Source organism: Rummeliibacillus sp. GQ308 (genome assembly GCF_059759115.1).
In genome coordinates this window covers 1,859,606-1,875,589 of record NZ_JCAXDQ010000001.1, presented here as the reverse complement: position 1 = coordinate 1,875,589, position 15,984 = coordinate 1,859,606, and the positions used below count along the sequence as shown (strand labels likewise).

Annotated in this window: 11 protein-coding genes and 14 tRNA genes; 21 read left to right on the top strand and 4 right to left on the bottom strand. The window is 36.4% G+C overall.

The window, feature by feature from the left end:
- The first annotated feature begins 4 nt into the window (after window positions 1–4).
- Together AC6CHJ_RS09385 and AC6CHJ_RS09380 are read left to right on the top strand one after the other, a co-directional pair.
- Window positions 5–838, top strand: a complete 834-nt coding sequence (locus AC6CHJ_RS09385) for a CheR family methyltransferase (RefSeq protein ID WP_446738191.1) — start codon at window positions 5–7, stop codon at window positions 836–838.
- 124 nt (window positions 839–962) lie between these two features.
- Window positions 963–2,114, top strand: coding sequence for a SpoIIE family protein phosphatase (locus AC6CHJ_RS09380; protein WP_498288227.1), 1,152 nt, complete (start codon window positions 963–965; stop codon window positions 2,112–2,114).
- Window positions 2,115–2,181: 67 nt separating this feature from the next.
- On the opposite strand, the gene AC6CHJ_RS09375 is transcribed toward AC6CHJ_RS09380, so the two are convergent.
- The 4 genes from AC6CHJ_RS09375 to AC6CHJ_RS09360 all read right to left on the bottom strand — a co-directional run bounded on the left by AC6CHJ_RS09375 (window position 2,182) and on the right by AC6CHJ_RS09360 (window position 5,426).
- Window positions 2,182–3,783, bottom strand: coding sequence for a b(o/a)3-type cytochrome-c oxidase subunit 1 (locus AC6CHJ_RS09375; protein WP_066791889.1), 1,602 nt, complete (start codon window positions 3,781–3,783; stop codon window positions 2,182–2,184).
- A gap of 116 nt (window positions 3,784–3,899) precedes the next feature.
- Entirely contained in the window at window positions 3,900–4,382 is a 483-nt protein-coding gene (locus AC6CHJ_RS09370) for a cytochrome c oxidase subunit II (RefSeq protein ID WP_498288225.1), read from the bottom strand.
- A 22-nt stretch (window positions 4,383–4,404) separates the two neighbouring features.
- A complete protein-coding gene (locus tag AC6CHJ_RS09365) occupies window positions 4,405–4,530 on the bottom strand; it encodes a cytochrome c oxidase subunit 2A (protein ID WP_147195739.1) in 126 nt (41 codons plus the stop codon).
- A gap of 440 nt (window positions 4,531–4,970) precedes the next feature.
- Entirely contained in the window at window positions 4,971–5,426 is a 456-nt protein-coding gene (locus AC6CHJ_RS09360) for a chemotaxis protein CheX (protein ID WP_066788386.1), read from the bottom strand.
- Window positions 5,427–5,761: 335 nt separating this feature from the next.
- Here AC6CHJ_RS09360 and AC6CHJ_RS09355 point away from each other — a divergent pair, with 335 nt between their 5' ends.
- The 19 genes from AC6CHJ_RS09355 to AC6CHJ_RS09265 all read left to right on the top strand — a co-directional run bounded on the left by AC6CHJ_RS09355 (window position 5,762) and on the right by AC6CHJ_RS09265 (window position 15,876).
- Entirely contained in the window at window positions 5,762–9,379 is a 3,618-nt protein-coding gene (locus AC6CHJ_RS09355) for a dynamin family protein (protein WP_498288223.1), read from the top strand.
- Entirely contained in the window at window positions 9,334–10,191 is an 858-nt protein-coding gene (locus tag AC6CHJ_RS09350) for a sulfurtransferase (RefSeq protein WP_498288221.1), read from the top strand. The genes AC6CHJ_RS09355 and AC6CHJ_RS09350 overlap by 46 nt, the downstream gene beginning before the upstream one ends.
- A 66-nt stretch (window positions 10,192–10,257) precedes the next feature.
- Window positions 10,258–11,517, top strand: a complete 1,260-nt coding sequence (locus tag AC6CHJ_RS09345; protein ID WP_498288219.1) for a hypothetical protein — start codon at window positions 10,258–10,260, stop codon at window positions 11,515–11,517.
- A gap of 205 nt (window positions 11,518–11,722) precedes the next feature.
- Window positions 11,723–11,794, top strand: a tRNA-Gly gene (locus AC6CHJ_RS09340).
- Between the two features lie 77 nt (window positions 11,795–11,871).
- A tRNA-Arg gene (locus AC6CHJ_RS09335) sits at window positions 11,872–11,948 on the top strand.
- Between the two features lie 4 nt (window positions 11,949–11,952).
- A tRNA-Pro gene (locus AC6CHJ_RS09330) sits at window positions 11,953–12,029 on the top strand.
- A gap of 19 nt (window positions 12,030–12,048) precedes the next feature.
- Window positions 12,049–12,124 (top strand) — tRNA-Ala (locus tag AC6CHJ_RS09325).
- Between the two features lie 20 nt (window positions 12,125–12,144).
- Window positions 12,145–12,218: transfer RNA gene (locus AC6CHJ_RS09320), tRNA-Met, on the top strand.
- A gap of 9 nt (window positions 12,219–12,227) precedes the next feature.
- A tRNA-Ser gene (locus tag AC6CHJ_RS09315) sits at window positions 12,228–12,320 on the top strand.
- 29 nt (window positions 12,321–12,349) lie between these two features.
- A tRNA-Met gene (locus AC6CHJ_RS09310) sits at window positions 12,350–12,426 on the top strand.
- Window positions 12,427–12,578: 152 nt separating this feature from the next.
- Window positions 12,579–12,655 (top strand) — tRNA-Met (locus AC6CHJ_RS09305).
- Between the two features lie 3 nt (window positions 12,656–12,658).
- Window positions 12,659–12,735, top strand: a tRNA-Asp gene (locus AC6CHJ_RS09300).
- A 30-nt stretch (window positions 12,736–12,765) separates the two neighbouring features.
- Window positions 12,766–12,841: transfer RNA gene (locus AC6CHJ_RS09295), tRNA-Phe, on the top strand.
- Between the two features lie 6 nt (window positions 12,842–12,847).
- A tRNA-Thr gene (locus tag AC6CHJ_RS09290) sits at window positions 12,848–12,923 on the top strand.
- A 10-nt stretch (window positions 12,924–12,933) separates the two neighbouring features.
- Window positions 12,934–13,010: transfer RNA gene (locus tag AC6CHJ_RS09285), tRNA-Asn, on the top strand.
- 3 nt (window positions 13,011–13,013) lie between these two features.
- A tRNA-Ser gene (locus AC6CHJ_RS09280) sits at window positions 13,014–13,104 on the top strand.
- Window positions 13,105–13,113: 9 nt separating this feature from the next.
- Window positions 13,114–13,185: transfer RNA gene (locus AC6CHJ_RS09275), tRNA-Glu, on the top strand.
- Window positions 13,186–13,438: 253 nt separating this feature from the next.
- The gene (locus AC6CHJ_RS09270; protein ID WP_147196713.1) at window positions 13,439–15,139 is read left to right on the top strand and encodes an ABC transporter ATP-binding protein; all 1,701 of its coding nucleotides are present in this window, start codon (window positions 13,439–13,441) and stop codon (window positions 15,137–15,139) included.
- A 95-nt stretch (window positions 15,140–15,234) separates the two neighbouring features.
- Complete coding sequence (locus AC6CHJ_RS09265) at window positions 15,235–15,876, top strand: Yip1 family protein (RefSeq protein WP_498288217.1); 642 nt, start codon at window positions 15,235–15,237, stop codon at window positions 15,874–15,876.
- Window positions 15,877–15,984 lie beyond the last annotated feature (108 nt).

Here is a 15,984-nt window from a genome sequence, read left to right as displayed (position 1 = left end):
AACTATGAAAGATTCTATTACACAAGAAGAAAGAGAAGAAATTGAAATAAAGTTATTGTTGCAGGCGATTTTTGATGTTTCGGGTTTTGATTACCGTGATTATATGCGCTCATCTATTAAGCGAAGAATAGAGAATCGAGCTCGCATAGAAAATGTTAGGACAATTAGCTATTTAATTGAAAAGGTTTTATATGAAAAAGGATTTGTAGAAAAATTAATTGATGATTTCTCCATCAATGTAACAGAGATGTTTCGAGATCCTGAGTTTTTTGAAGCGTTTCGTTTACAGGTAGTTCCGCATTTGAGAAATCTTCCTGAAATTAGGATTTGGCATGCAGGTTGTTCAACAGGCGAAGAAGCCTTTTCCATGGCTATCTTATTAGAAGAAGAAGGCCTATACGATCGAGCAAAGATCTATGCAACGGATATAAGTGAGAAAGTCTTATCTACTGCAAAAAAAGGCATTCTTCCGTTGAATCGCATGCAAACCTATACTCGGAATTATTTAAATGCTGGTGGTAAACATGAGTTTTCTAAATACTATACTACAGATTATGATTATGCTTATTTAGACGAAAGCATAAGAAAAAACATTGTTTTCTTTCAACATAATTTAGTAACAGATGGGTCATTTAACGAATTTCATATCATAATTTGCAGAAATGTAATGATTTATTTTACAAGTGATCTTCAACTAAACGTTAACCAATTATTCTATGAAAGCCTCTGTAAAGGGGGCTTTATGGGAATTGGCAGTAAGGAGTCTCTGCGGTCAACTCAGTTTTCAGATAAATATGCTGTTATTTCAGCCAAAGAGAATATATACAGAAAGATCTAACAGAAGGAGATGCTTATGCATTTCCTTTCCTTGTTTTATGTAGCGTGATACTTTACACTTTTTTATTTAATAATGTTTAATTTTTTACTATTAGGGAATTACATTATCAGTAAGGGGGAGAAGAATGACAATATTAATAGTAGATGATAATCAAATCAATCTCTTTTTAATAGAGAATATACTTAAACGTGCAGGTTATACAGACTATTCTTCTCTTACATCTGCCAAAGCCATGTTCGATTATTTAGAAACAGAAGTAAAAGAATCAACAAACACATCTGTTGATTTGATTCTTCTGGATATTATGATGCCTGAAATGGACGGAATTGAAGCATGTAAGATACTACAAGATAACCCTAAGTTTAAAGATATACCAATTATTTTTGTAACAGCTATTGAAGATTCAAAAAAAGTTGCTGAAGCGTTAGATGTCGGCGGCATTGACTATATTACAAAACCAATTAACAAAACAGATTTGCTAGCCAGAATTCGTGTAGGCCTTCGATTAAAATACGAAAAAGATTGGCATAAAAAACATGAAAAGAAAATACAAGATGAACTAGAATTATCTATGCAAGTTCAAAGAGGGCTGCTTAGTAAACCTTTATTAGAAGAAAGATTTAATGTCAATGCTTCCTATTTGCCTGCAAATCAATTAGCCGGAGATATGTACTATTGGCAAAAGATTGATGAAGATCGATATGGTGTAATCTTACTTGATGTAATGGGCCACGGCATTACATCATCTTTAGTGTGTATGTATATATCTTCTGCATTACGCGATGCTATTCGCAAAAATCCAGACCCTGTGGCACTAATTGAAGAACTAAATAGATGGATGAATATACTCAATCAAGAAAAAAATACATTTCACTATTATTTTACTGCCATATATTTAGTTATTGATACGAAGAATAATACTATTGAATATGTGAATGCTGGCCATCCACCAGGGTTTTTATTAGTCGAAGATCAAAGAATTATTACCTTATCGACCAATTGCTGCCCTGTAGGATTGTTTAGAGAAATGAAAGTGAAAAAAACAACAATTGAATTTAAAGAAAAAATTCAAGTTCTTATTTATACGGATGGGGTAATGGAGGCATTAGATGATATCAATCATGATGGGCTAGAAGAACTGAAGAAATTAGTGATTAACCAGAAGTTTGATATTCAAATGCAGAAACCTATTGAGTATGTATTACCTAAAGAACTGCAAATTGATCAACCTGATGATATGTGTGTAATTATGATTCAAGCGGGAAATATATCGTAGATACATATACAGGCAAATAAAAACGTTCTATTTCAATTAAGAAATAGAACGTTTTTTATTTGCTAGATTACCAAAGCTTATAGCCTTTAGAACCTAGTGGAGCATTTTGTATAATATCATAGATAGGGAATGTATAAGCAATCAATATTAATGCTGCTAGAATTACAAGCCATACTTTGAAATTTTCCAAAATAGCAGGTGTTTTCTCCGCTTGTGGAGAAATTTCAGCGATTGGGAATTCTTCTTCACCTTTAGGTGCAAACCAGCAAAGTTTTACAAAGATATACAAGAAGATAATAATGCCGATGAACAATAATGTGCCACCAACAGCTTGTGCAACTTGGTAAGATGCCCATGTCTTAGCAATTTCAGCACCGCCATAATCAGAGAAAGCTGAACGGCGAGGTGCACCCAGTAAACCTTCAATATGCATGGAGCTAGACATAATGGCCATACCAACAACCCAAACGATTGTTTGGATAATACCAAGGCGATTTAACTCTTTTGTAAACACTCTGCCTCTTAAGTGAGGAACCAGCCAATAAGCAGCACCGAAAAATGTTAGAATAACGGTAGTTGCCACTGTTAAGTGGAAATGTCCTGTTACCCAAATGGTATTATGGATAAGTTGGTTCATTTGGTTAGATGCATTGACAATACCACCAGCGCCTGCTGGGATAAAGATTAACATACCCATAAACGGAGCGAAAAATCTTGCATCTCCCCAAGGTAATTTTTTTAGCCAACCAAACAGTCCTTTAGCACCTTTTGAACGTCCGGCTAATTCAAACGTGGCAAACATTGAAAATGCTGTCAATAAAGAAGGAATAGATACCATCATAGTTAGAACTACTTGAACATATTTCCATGATGGGTCAATACCAGGTTCAGTCAATTGGTGATGAACTCCGACTGGGATTGAGAATAATACGAATAAGATAAATGCAAGGCGAGCAAGGGAATCTGAGAAAATTTTCCCGCCAATAATTTTTGGAATGATGGTATACCATACCATGTAAGCTGGTAATAACCAGAAATACACAAGTGCATGCCCGAAATACCAGAATAAAGTACGTGATAAAAGAATATCAACTCGTTCTACTAGGCCAAGTGACCAAGGTAACAATTGGAATAATACTTCAGCAGCTACGCCGAGAGTTGCAACAAACCACATTAAGTTATTGCAAACGACCATGAATGAAAGTAAAGGTGAAGTTTGTTTTGGATTTTCTTTGCGCCATTGTATCCAACGCATTGCTTGTGCAAGTCCTCCGATCCAAGAGCCAACAATAACAAGTGTTAGGCCTAAATAGTAAATCCAGTGTGCTTGTAATGGGGCATAGAAAGTATAGAGAACAGACGCTTCATTTAAAAGAACCATCGCAGCTGCCATTGCAGTACCAGCTGTCATGATCCAAAATCCGATCCAGCCTAGTAATCTTTGTTTATTTGATAGGGTACCAGATGTACGGCTAACCGCTGCAATTTGAAAACCATAGATAAAGAATGTAGTAAGTATTAAACCTAGCAAAACACCATGTACAGTTAAAACTTGATAATAGCCGATGCCAAAAGGTAATTCAAAATGCCCCGAACGAACTAAAACTTGCAATAGACCTGCAGTTCCACCCAAGAATAGAGCTATGAATGCAACATAAATATGAGCCATAGAAAGTTTAGCATCTTTAGGATTTACTTTAAGAAGCTCAGCTGTTTTTCTATTAACCTTACTTGCAACTGTTAGACTATCATTTTTGACTTTTGATTGATCGATGACTGTTTGACTCATTTTTTATCCACCACCTTAAGCATAGAATGCATTTGCGCATGGCCAACTCCGCAATATTCGTTACATACAATTAAATACTCGCCAGCTTTATCAACTGTTGTCACATATTCAGAAACATAGCCTGGTTCTAGCATCATGTTGACATTCGTACCGGATATTTCAAAGCCATGTACAACATCTTTAGAAGTAGCTATAAACTTAACCTTAGACCCTACAGGTACTTCTAGTTCTGGTGGGTTATAGTAAAAGGCAGAAGCGAGTACTACTATTTCATAATCCCAATCTTTACTTGAAACTTTGTGAACACCAGGTTTGTTAAATGGTGCAATTTGGTCTACCTTTTCATGATTTATTGTGTTTTTGGCACTTGGTGGATGACTGCCGTTATGAAATGCCATGATTCCTGTAATTAATAAAAATACGATTAAAGATCCGCCACCAAATAAAAGCCAATACTTTTCATATTTATGCAGATGCATTTTTTTCCCTTCTTTCCTTTATTTAAAAACGTTCTAAAAATAGGCCAAAGCATGCAGCCCACGTAATTACTATAAAAGCGCCTAATGCAAATACTAAATAGAGTGTTCCTTTTAGGTTTTCTTCTTCTTCATGTTTCTTGGGTGCCATCGAAATCGCTCCTTTCAATTAAATCAAAACATTTATTCTGCAATAGTTTGCAAGAGGGAAGCTTCTTCAATAAATAATCTAGAACGAGATGAATTAAGTTTTACTTCGTCCGATTATTGGGCTGTAAATAACCGAAGAAAGAAGACTTCTCTGAATGAAGTTTTGCTTTATTGTTTGAGTAAATGATATAAAAAAAATATAGGTTTAGATGTGATAAAAATCACACCTTTTGACTAAAAGTGTGAAAGAAGTGTGAAAAGGAATGTGTGTTTAAGAGGGTTAACGAGATGAGATGATAAAAATCTATGAAAAATAATGATATAAAGAGGGTTTTAAGTGAGGGTACCTTTAGAGGGTGATTAAAAACTCCCAAATATGTCTTTAACAAACTATGAGTAATCTGGATATAAAAAAAGAAGCTTTGAAAAAGCTTCTTTTTTCTAACTCGGATCCATCGCTAGCAATATGGTTAACTTTCCGATGGCATCTATATCAACAGGAAGTATGATTGCTTGATTATAGCCAAGCAGTTTTGTATGGCCCACCATAACAGTTGGTGGTGTAATATCTAATACTAATTGTTGTGCAGCAACATATGTACAAAGATTGCCAGCAATCATATTGCCAAACTCTCCTGTAAAAGATTCCAGCATTTCACCTTCAAGCTTCATTCCGAACATGGCTTCACTAATAGTACTGAAAGTTTCTGGAGAGGAATCTATAATAATTCTACCCTTTAAATCTCCCACCATGCCGATTAAAACTCCGATTTCGGATTGTTCGTAAGGTTCTTTAGAAATGGATGGAGCTGAGACATGGACGTCGTTCGGTAAAACAGTTTTGAGTGATTGAATCATGCTATTGAGTATAGTTTGTACTTGTATCGATGTGCTCATTGAAAACTCCTTATGTTATGACCTTTTTAATATAGTATCACGCAGCAAAAGAATTGAATAGTTGTTGACGTCACATAGTTTTTTTATTATGATGAAATTAACAAATGAGAATGATTTTCATATTCACTGATTAATTTCTTTAAAAGGAGCGTTTCAGATGGTTTATGCATTCGTTGGTGCGACACTTATTATTTATGGGGCAATAGGCAAATACATTTTTAATCAAACCTCCACGCATTTAAAATAATTTTTTTAATCCTTCTAATAATAGAAGGATTTTTTTATTATAGGCATGGTAAAATAGCGTTAAGGCAAAAAAGGAGGAAATGATTTTCATGAGTCATTTTGAAGAACAACTACATCTGCTGCTAAAACAGACTGCAATGCAATATTTAATCTATCAACATAACGAAGACCAGGAAAGGCTTCAAAAAACGAAATTATTTGCTGAAAAGCTTATTAATAAAGAATATATGATTGCCTTTGCAGGTCATTTCTCTGCAGGTAAATCTACTATGATTAATGCGCTGACAGGGGATGATCTCCTTCCTTCTTCTCCTATACCAACAAGCGCAAACGTTGTAAAAGTACATAAATCGGATGAGAATTATGCCATTGCATACCTAGTAGATCAAAATCCTATCAAATTTGATGACGGGTATGATATTAAAACAGTAAAAGAATTCGCTAAGAACGGTGCCTTGGTTTCTCAAATTGAAATTGGCCATAAAGATTCTGTTTTGCCAAAAGGCATAACAGTAATGGATACACCAGGTGTTGATTCGACAGATGATGCGCATCGTTTATCTACGGAAACGACACTGCATTTGGCTGATATTGTTTTTTATGTAATGGACTATAACCATGTCCAATCAGAATTAAACTTCCAATTTACAAAGAATTTAATGAAGCATAATCCTAATGTTTATCTAATTGTGAACCAAATTGATAAACATAAAGAGAGTGAACTAACCTTTCAGGAATTTTCCGATTCGGTGTATCAATCATTCTCAAATTGGGGGGTAGAGCCAAAAGGGATTTACTTTACCTCATTAAGAGACTTTAATCTTCCTTACAATGATTATAATAAAGTAAAAGAAATAGTCATGAATAGTATGGAAGGATGGCAAGATCATTTAATTGCTGGAGGTAAAGCAGCTCTTGAGCAGCTTCAAATAGAACATGCACAATATTTAGAAACTAATAAAAAGCAGCTATTAGAAAATAATGAAACCATTTTATCGCAAGAAGAGTGGGAAAATAACGAAGAGATTACAGCAGACTTTGAAGTAGTACTTCAACAGTTGAAGTTGTATTCAGCATCAAATTGGCAAAAGAATTTTGATCACAGCCGTGATGAATTATTAGAAAATGCTGCTATAATGCCTTTCGAATTACGAGAAAAGCTGAAATATTATTTGGAAAGTGTACAGCCAGATTTCAAAGTTGGAATGCTTTTTTCTGGTAAAAAAACACAAGTAGAAAAGGATCAGCGTAAGGAATCTCTGTATTCACTTTATAAAGAAATAGCGTTCTCCCAAATTTCCGGTCATATGCGCTCTTTAATGAAGAGCTCATTGAAATTAGTTAATGCTTTAACGGATGATTTTTCTCATGAAATCGATGATTTTGATATGCAGCCACCATTTTCCGTAATTGAAGAACAAGTGAAACTTGATTCTGGTATTACAGGGGATGCGCTTTTAAACTTCGCCAATCGTGTAGCAAGTGCCACAAAGAGGTGGTATAAGCAAGACACGGATCAATGGAAGTTTGAAAAAAGCGCTTATATAGAAGAGTTGTCCTTTACGACAGTAGAGCCCTTAAAGAAAAAATGTGCAGTATTGAAAAACAAAGTAGAAGTAATTGATGGCGCAAAAGCAATTGAAGAACAGGAAAAATATTTTGCTATCCAAAAAACGGTCTCGATTCAGACAATGAATCCTGAAGCAGATCAATGTGTATCTGAGTGGGAACAAGAACATGAAAAGGCAATGGGCAATATCCGACCGTTTGATCCATCTATGCTCGTAAAAAAAGAGGAGCAGGATCAAGAAGAGGAATTGGAGGACAAAATTTCATCTCCATCAATACACTCGACAACTGCTCTTCAAAACGCTGTAAGAACAGCAAGCGCTATTGAACCAATTCAAGGATTTTCAGAGGTTGCAAATTATTTAAAAAATAAAGTGAATCGCTTAAAGCAAAAAGATTTTACAATTGCACTTTTTGGAGCATTTAGTGCAGGGAAATCTTCTTTTTCAAATGCATTGATGGGGCAAAAAGTACTGCCAGTGTCTCCTAATCCTACAACAGCTGCTATCAATAAAATTCGTCCTATTTCAGAAGGCCATCCGCATGAAACGGCTGATGTCCACTTAAAAACTATTGGACAATTAGAAAATGACATTATTGCTAGTTATGAAGCAATTGGAATTACAATTCATTCACTAAATGAAGCATATGATCGGGCAGAAGAGGCTTTAGCTAAACCACTCGACGATGAAAGACTGCATGTTCATAAATCCTTTGTGCGTGCCTTCAAAGAAGGCTATCCTACATTTAAAGGAAAATTGGGCAATACTATCAGGACAAACCGCGAAGAGTTTGAAAAGTTCGTAGCTCAAGAAAGCAGAAGCTGCTTTGTCGATAGTATTGATTTTTATTACGATTGTGAATTAACCCGTTTAGGTGTGACATTAGTAGATACACCGGGAGCAGACTCTATAAATGCACGGCATACGGGGGTGGCGTTTGAGTATATTCGTAATGCAGATGCCATATTATTTATTACTTATTACAATCACGCGTTTGCAAAAGCCGATAGAGAATTCTTAATCCAACTTGGACGTGTGAAGGATGCATTTGAACTAGATAAGATGTTCTTTATCGTTAATGCAATTGATCTTGCAAAGGATGCAGAGGAAGCAGAAGACGTAAAAGATTATGTGAAACAAGAACTCCAACGTTTCGGCATTCGCCATCCAAGACTATTTGGTGTTTCGAGTTTATTAGCATTGCAAGAAAAATTAGAAAGTCAGGATTTACATTCTGGTTTGCCATTGTTTGAAGAGAATTTCCATCACTTCTTATCAGAAGAATTGACAGCACTAGCAGTTCAAGCACTAGCTGAAGAAACGGAAAAAGCCCAAGAAAGACTTCGAATACTGATCCAGCAAACCGAAGACAATATGAAGCGAAAAGATGAACGTCTTGCTGAGCTAGCTAAGTTAGAACAGTATATCCACACAAGATATATGCACTCTGCAGCTCAAACGATTACAAAAGATACAAAACAGGAACTGGATGAACTGCTCTACTTTGTATTACAGCGAGTTTATTATCGATACCCGGATTTCTTTAAAGAAGGCTATAACCCTACAACCTTCGCATCAAAATCTTCTTCAGTTGCATTAGCCATTGCTTTGAAAGAAGTCCTAGCAAGTTTAGGGTTTGATTTTGAACAAGAAATGCGTGTTACTAACTTTAGAATTGCGAAATTTATTATGAAAAAAATTCACGAACGAGACCTAGATGATATGAAACAGCTTAAAGACATCAATGCTAGTTTTTCATTTATGCCATTTGAGGCTGAAGAACCTAATATTTTAGAATTCGTGGGTCCTTTTTCTGATAGTAAACCATATGAATCCGTTAATAAATATTTTAAAAATAATAAGTCCTTTTTTGAAAAAGGCGATAATCTGAAGTTGCGTGAAGCACTTGAAGAGCTAACTAAGCCAGATGCCAAAAAGTATCTAGATGAACAATCAGCACGCATGAAAAAATGGCTTGAAGACATTATTGGAAAACTTGCTGAAGAATTGCGTCTACACATCTCAAGACAAGCTATTAACCAAATTGATATTGAAAAAACGTTGCTTCATGAAGGTACGAAGCTTGAAGAATGGAAACACATTTACAACACACTAATGAATGGGGTGGAGAAGTGATGGGTGAAGTTTTTCTTTCAGTAAAGGATATCTCTCTTGACTCTCAAGAAAATTATAAATGGATTGATGCTCGTTTTAATCTCCAGAATTCTGCCGAAGGTTCGACTGCTTATCAAAAACAGCACATTGCAGAAGCTGTTTACTGGGATTTGGAGAAGGACTTATCAGACATGGAGCAGCATGCGGGACGCCACCCAATGCCCACGAAAGATAAACTACAGTCTCTATTTGAAAGAAGTGGACTGCAAATGGACGATACTATACTAGTCTACGATCAAGGCGGAACACCATTTGCAGCAAGAGCGTGGTGGTTACTAAAGTATGGCGGGTTTCAGAAAGTACAGATTGTACAAGAAGGGTATCCTGCTTTAGTTAATGCAGGCTTCAAAACGTCGAATGAATTAACGGTTGTCCAACGATCAAACTTAAACTTAAAATGGCAGGAACACCTATATGCAGACCGCACAGCAGTAAAGGAAATCGTAGATGGTCATGTGGATAGAACATTGCTTGATGCCCGATCGAATGCTCGCTATAAAGGAGAGATAGAGCCGATAGATCAAGTTGCTGGCCATATTCCTGGAGCAATAAATTATGATTGGGAGCAATTATTACAAGATGGTAAACTTTGTCCTAATGAAACATTGTTGGAACTAGCATCTAAGAAAGAACCAATTACGGTTTATTGTGGAAGTGGTGTCACTGCTGCCCCGTTATTCGCAATGCTAAAGGAAATGGCATATGAAGATATACAATTATATACTGGAAGCTACAGCGACTGGATTCAACACTTTGAGATAGAGAAAGCTTAATAAAAACATCCGCATTTTAGGAATGCGGATGTTTTTTATTTCAAATTACAAGGAATTTCTTTTTTTATGTCGAATGTTCTCGTTAATGAGTGTTGGAAGCGGGGGATTAGTATAATTACTAGAGATCATGTATTAGAGATGATTACTGAAAATTTTAATGAGTTCTTTGATGAGTTAGAAAATATCACCCAATTAGAAACAGAAGCTTTAAAAAATGAAATTCAGGGACGAAATATGTATATTCAGAAGCTGAAAAGTGAAAAAGAACTGTTGTTAAAAGAAATAGGCATCATCAAGAAGGTAAATAACAATCTTTTAGAAGAAAGGAAGAAATTACGAAAGGAAATAGATGCCAAAAATAAAATTATGGACTTCACGGATGGCATTACCGTTCTACTTAATAAAGAATGTATCCTAGAGGAAAAGCAAAGAGTAATTGAACATCTATTTAGAATAGGCATTGACGATGAAAATTCAAAGATATATATAGAAGAATTTATTTACGTTCTTTCCAATTGTTTAAGTTTATTAGATGTGAATCAAAGCAAAAGAATAAAAAGTCTATTAAAGAAAAATATGGATTTTTATCATGAGCTTTTTTCAAATACAACTCCTCAAACTCAATTAAAAATCTTATACATGTATAAAGTGAAAAATTGGAGTGTGCTTCTAGAACATTTCTTAGAAAGAACTGTGCAATCTAATAGCTTAAAGCGCTTTTCTGATATAGAAGGTCTAAATCTACTTTTATACATAATTTATTATAAGAAATTAAGCCAACTTGAACAAAATAAAATGTTTAAACTTTTTTATCATGATCAGAATAAACCACTTTCTGCGAAGCTATATAAAAGTTATCATGACTATTCGTTAAGCAAAACTTTACGAGAGCTAAACAAATTTATTTCTATCATCAATGAAGAACAAAAAAATATAGACTTGTTGAAAGGAGAGATTATGCAATATTTCCTTGAGAAAGTTTTTACTGCAAAGGAAGTAGAAAATTTTAGAATGTTTAAAAAGTACAATATTCAAACTGCGGAGAAGAAAACTAAACAATTCGGGTTAAACTTTAGTGAATTAAGAAAATATGGTTATCAAATATCTGGTCGGACAGATGAACAACGTTGGCAAGCTTTAAATGATTTTGTAGAAGAATATGGTTTAGAGGTGACTGTAGCAGAGTTATCAAAGAGAATAAAACTCAAATCCAGAGAAGAAGACCAAAAAAAGTATTCCAATGCACTTTGTAAATGGAACAGCGATTTGGAAAAGTTAAAAATACAATATTATCGTGGAGATTTTCCCTGGCCGAATTTTGAATAAAAATTAATGTTATGGATGTGTGAAAATAGACTGTCTTACGCTATCCAACCCATTTATATTTATATTGATTTTTTGAAGCTTAGCTTGTAGACTTATTAAGGTAGTGCTTCTGAAAGAAATGGTATAAACAAGATTGTTTATAATTTTTTTAAGAAAAGTATTGCATTTATAAAAATGTCGGTATATAATTAATCTTGTCTTTAACGCGGAAGTAGTTCAGTGGTAGAACATCACCTTGCCAAGGTGGGGGTCGCGGGTTCGAACCCCGTCTTCCGCTTAATAGTAGAATGGTCTGGATTACTAGTAGGACATACATAATTTTCGGCTTTTAGCTTGAAATTCTATTTCTAACAAGCGCCCATAGCTCAATTGGATAGAGCGTCTGACTACGGATCAGAAGGTTGTGGATTCGACTTCTGCTGGGCGCACCATTTCCGGGAAGTAGCTCAGCTTGGTAGAGCACTTGGTTTGGGACCAAGGGGTCGCAGGTTCGAATCCTGTCTTCCCGACCATTTATATTCTATACACATTGGGGCCTTAGCTCAGCTGGGAGAGCGCCTGCCTTGCACGCAGGAGGTCAGCGGTTCGATCCCGCTAGGCTCCACCAATTTTAATATTTAATACTATGGCGGCCTAGCTCAGCTGGCTAGAGCGTACGGTTCATACCCGTAAGGTCGGGGGTTCGATCCCCTCGGCCGCCATATTTCCCTGGAGGAATACCCAAGTCTGGCTGAAGGGATCGGTCTTGAAAACCGACAGGCGGGTCAAACCGCGCGGGGGTTCGAATCCCTCTTCCTCCTCCATTTTCTCAAGAGCATACTCATATTATTATCGCGGGGTGGAGCAGTTCGGTAGCTCGTCGGGCTCATAACCCGAAGGTCGCAGGTTCAAATCCTGCCCCCGCAACCAAATGATCTGGTATTTTACGAAAGCATATTCGTATTATTATCGTGGGTGGAGCAAATTGCAATACGAAGGTTGCGATTAACATTGACGCAAGCGAAGCGTGGAAGATGTTATTATGCTTTGTTGATTGAAAAGATTATATTCTATACTATTATCGCGGGGTGGAGCAGTTCGGTAGCTCGTCGGGCTCATAACCCGAAGGTCGCAGGTTCAAATCCTGCCCCCGCAACCAAATGGTCCGGTAGTTCAGCTGGTTAGAATGCCTGCCTGTCACGCAGGAGGTCGCGGGTTCGAGTCCCGTCCGGACCGCCATTTTTTAGTTTAATATATTCTTATTTTGATGGGTCGGTAGCTCAGTTGGTAGAGCATTAGATTGAAGCTCTAAGTGTCGGCAGTTCGATTCTGTCCCGACCCACCATCAAATGCCGGTGTAGCTCAGTTGGTAGAGCAACTGACTTGTAATCAGTAGGTCGAGGGTTCGACTCCTTTCGCCGGCACCATATTTACTATTCCGAAGTAGCTCAGTTGGTAGTAGCATCTGACTGTTAATCAGAGGGTCGCAGGTTCGAGTCCTGCCTTCGGAGCCATATGGGGAAGTACTCAAGTGGCTGAAGAGGCGCCCCTGCTAAGGGTGTAGGTCGGGCAACCGGCGCGAGGGTTCAAATCCCTCCTTCTCCGCCATACAATAATGGCCCCTTGGTCAAGCGGTTAAGACACCGCCCTTTCACGGCGGTAACACGGGTTCGAATCCCGTAGGGGTCATTACATAACCTAACCTTCAGAGCATTCTGTATTGTTCTGAAGGTTTTTTTGTATGCAAAAAGATGTTTACCATAAATTTTGAAGTGTGCCAGCCTTTATTTATTAAAAAATATAATAGCTTTCCATAGACTGTTTGCTAATATGAGGTTTAAACCTATCTTGACAATTAAATTAGGTAAAATGGGTCGCTTTCTATTTAAAAGTTCTGTATGATATTTAGGATAACGAAATTTTCAGAAAGGACTTCATACATATGCTAAAACAGTTTTTTAGTTACTACAAACCACATAGGAAATTGTTTATAATTGATTTTTGTTCAGCCATTATTGTGGCTATTTTAGAGCTAGCGTTTCCTGTAGCTGTTCAAAAGTTTATTGATACGCTGCTTCCTACAAACAACTGGGGAATGATCACGAAAGTAGGAGGCCTTTTGCTTCTGGTGTATCTATTGAGTACCATCTTAAACTTTATTGTTAATTATCTTGGTCATAAACTTGGTATAAATATTGAAACTGATATGAGAGAAGAATTGTTTACACATGTTCAAAAGCAGTCTTTCCGGTTTTTTGATAATACTAAAACCGGCCATATCATGAGCCGAATAACGAATGATTTATTTGATATTGGCGAATTTGCACATCATGGGCCAGAGGATTTCTTTATCGCTATCATGACTTTTATTGGCGCTTTTTGGATCATGTTTACCGTGAATCCAACGCTTTCATGGATTGTGCTTGTAATGGTTCCAATTTTAATGGTTCTTGTTTATGTATCTAATGTAAAAATGAATAGGGCATGGACGGGTATGTACGGAGAAATAGCTGAAATCAACGGACGAGTAGAGGATAGCGTTTCAGGTGTTCGAGTAGTACAATCGTTTACAAATGAAACCTATGAAAAAAATCGTTTTAAAAAACAGAATGGATTATTTCGCCTTGTTAAATTAAGTGCTTATAAAGTCATGGGAGCGACAAACGCTAGTATCTATTTTATGACGAGGCTCTTGACTTTACTAGTCCTTGTAGTGGGAGCATGGCTAAGTTTTCATGACAAATTGTCATATGGTGAGCTGGTTAGCTTTATCTTGTATACAAATGTGTTAATTAAGCCGATTGATAAAATCACAGCATTACTGGAGTTGTATCCGAAAGGCATGGCGGGCTTTAAACGCTTTCAAGATTTACTCGCTCGTGATCCCGAGGTTCAAGATAAGCCGAATGCTTTAATTGCTCCACATTTAAAAGGTGCTATTTCCTTCAATAATGTAGATTTTAGTTATGATCATTCAAATGAAATTCTACAGAATTTATCTTTCGATTTAAAAGCAGGCGAAATGACAGCTTTTGTAGGGCCTTCAGGAGCGGGGAAGACAACAATTAGCTCGCTTATTCCACGTTTTTATGATGTTAATAGTGGTTCAATTACCATTGATGGAATAGATATTCGTGATATGACGAAGCATTCATTGCGCAAACAAATTGGTATAGTTCAGCAGGATGTATTTTTGTTCACTGGTACCATTCAGGAGAATATTGAATATGGCAAACTAGGAGCCTCATTTGAAGAAATTCAATATGCTGCAGAAAAAGCAAACCTTTCCGAACTAATAGAAAGTTTGCCAGATGGCTATCAAACAGAAATTGGTGAGAGGGGATTAAAATTATCAGGTGGGCAAAAGCAACGTTTAGCGATCGCTAGAATGTTCCTTAAAAATCCTCCTATATTAATCCTAGACGAAGCGACTTCTGCACTTGATACACAGACCGAAAAAATTATTCAAGATTCACTAATGGAATTGGCGAAAAACCGTACTACAATCGTTATTGCTCACAGACTTGCAACAATTCGGAATGCTAATCGTATAATGGTAGTAACAAAAGATGGTATAGCAGAAGATGGAACGTTCACTGAATTGATGGAAAAAGGCGGCATTTTTGCGAGATTAAACGCTTAGATATGTGAAAGTTATGCGCGATAGTTTAGCCTAATATAAAAGAGTATATGTACTATAAAGAGTTTCTAAAAAGAAAAAGGAGAGTATTATTTTCTATGAATCAACCTGACGACTATAAAATTCAGCCATTCTTTTCAATATGGCTCCACCCAAAGAAAACTGCCAGCTATGTGATCGAACATAAGAATTGGACATATGCTATTCTCTACGTCATACTTGGCGGAATGGCAAGCACAATGATAGGCTTGTCTGGACAAGAGTTATATCCTTCTTTTTCCATTTGGCTACTGTTGCTTGGTTGTATTTTAGCGGGACCATTCATAGGGGCAGTCAGCGTCATTATTTCTTCAGGTGTCATTTGGCTTGTAGGGAAATTATTTAAAGGAAAAGGAAGCTTTGAAGATATATTTAAAGTAATTAGTTTATCATCGATTCCTAATATTACTCTTGCTCCATTTATGCTAGTATGGATGGCCAATGCCCCTCAAAGTTTTTTTAATATGAACGATGAAGCATTAACAAATGGTGCTGCGATTATTAGTATTGTGCTGACATTAGCGGTCTTTATAGTTACTATTTGGACGTTTGTCATCCAAGTGGGAAGTGTCGCAACTGCACATCGCTTTTCGAACTGGCGATCATTTTTTACGCTCGTATTGCCAGGCATCGTAATTGGATTAATCCTTATAGGAATTGTTTTACTGCTTGTCATTACATTTGGTTTTATTGTGTACTAATCTTAAGCCGGATTTCCTCAAGTAAGGAAATTTCGGCTTTTTTGCATGCTTTTCTGATTATTAGGGAAGTAAATATTTGTTGGAAAAAGCGCGAAGGGAAAACTGAAA

Bases quoted from the DNA above. Each gene is read 5' to 3' on its own strand.
- AC6CHJ_RS09345 (WP_498288219.1), top strand. From the start codon at position 10,258: ATGTCGAATGTTCTCGTTAATGAGTGTTGGAAGCGGGGGATTAGTATA.
- AC6CHJ_RS09370 (WP_498288225.1), bottom strand. From the start codon at position 4,382: ATGCATCTGCATAAATATGAAAAGTATTGGCTTTTATTTGGTGGCGGA.
- AC6CHJ_RS09385 (WP_446738191.1), top strand. From the start codon at position 5: ATGAAAGATTCTATTACACAAGAAGAAAGAGAAGAAATTGAAATAAAG.
- AC6CHJ_RS09375 (WP_066791889.1), bottom strand. From the start codon at position 3,783: ATGGCTCATATTTATGTTGCATTCATAGCTCTATTCTTGGGTGGAACT.
- AC6CHJ_RS09350 (WP_498288221.1), top strand. From the start codon at position 9,334: ATGGAAACACATTTACAACACACTAATGAATGGGGTGGAGAAGTGATG.
- AC6CHJ_RS09265 (WP_498288217.1), top strand. From the start codon at position 15,235: ATGAATCAACCTGACGACTATAAAATTCAGCCATTCTTTTCAATATGG.
- AC6CHJ_RS09270 (WP_147196713.1), top strand. From the start codon at position 13,439: ATGCTAAAACAGTTTTTTAGTTACTACAAACCACATAGGAAATTGTTT.
- AC6CHJ_RS09355 (WP_498288223.1), top strand. From the start codon at position 5,762: ATGAGTCATTTTGAAGAACAACTACATCTGCTGCTAAAACAGACTGCA.
- AC6CHJ_RS09365 (WP_147195739.1), bottom strand. From the start codon at position 4,530: ATGGCACCCAAGAAACATGAAGAAGAAGAAAACCTAAAAGGAACACTC.
- AC6CHJ_RS09380 (WP_498288227.1), top strand. From the start codon at position 963: ATGACAATATTAATAGTAGATGATAATCAAATCAATCTCTTTTTAATA.
- AC6CHJ_RS09360 (WP_066788386.1), bottom strand. From the start codon at position 5,426: ATGAGCACATCGATACAAGTACAAACTATACTCAATAGCATGATTCAA.